Raw genomic sequence first — 524 nt, 5'->3', positions numbered from 1 at the left:
CCCGGAATATATGATTATACAAATAATGGAGTATTGAATGGCTGTGGTAACGTCGGAATTAATTTAAACTATAACTTTAGGCATACTGCTGCCATACAGCCATTTCCCAATGAATACAGGCCTAAAGTATATGTCGATTCAATAATTATAACTTTGCCTGCAGGTGTTGTTTATGATAATACTACAGCATCCAGATATATATCTACTTATTATAATAACAAATACACAACCTCATCTCGTTTTATAAATTCGGGACTTCCGGTTATCAGAGGAAATCAGCTTATATTTATAAACCACGGTACATGGACCCCAGCTGATTTTACGACATTTTCAGATGATAATCGATTGCTTTTTTATGTGAAATCAGACTGTCAGGCGGGTAGTGTTTCAAGACCTTTAACTGTAAAATTTCAGTATTTTGGAAAGGATTTTTTTTATGATTCGCCCAATCCGATAGTTCCGACTATTTCGAATGTTGTTACAAATAATAATACTTTAAGTATTGTTGGTTCTTCAAGACCATC

General features: G+C 34.0%; 1 protein-coding gene. It reads left to right on the top strand.

From position 1 onward, the window contains the following. The coding region (locus OWC48_RS46170) for a hypothetical protein (RefSeq protein WP_282525951.1) at positions 1–524 on the top strand (524 nt) is incomplete at both ends.

Origin of the sequence: Bradyrhizobium sp. Arg816 (assembly GCF_029989365.1) — a bacterium.
Taxonomy (GTDB): domain Bacteria; phylum Pseudomonadota; class Alphaproteobacteria; order Rhizobiales; family Xanthobacteraceae; genus Bradyrhizobium.
This window is presented reverse-complemented; position numbering and strand designations above follow the sequence as displayed.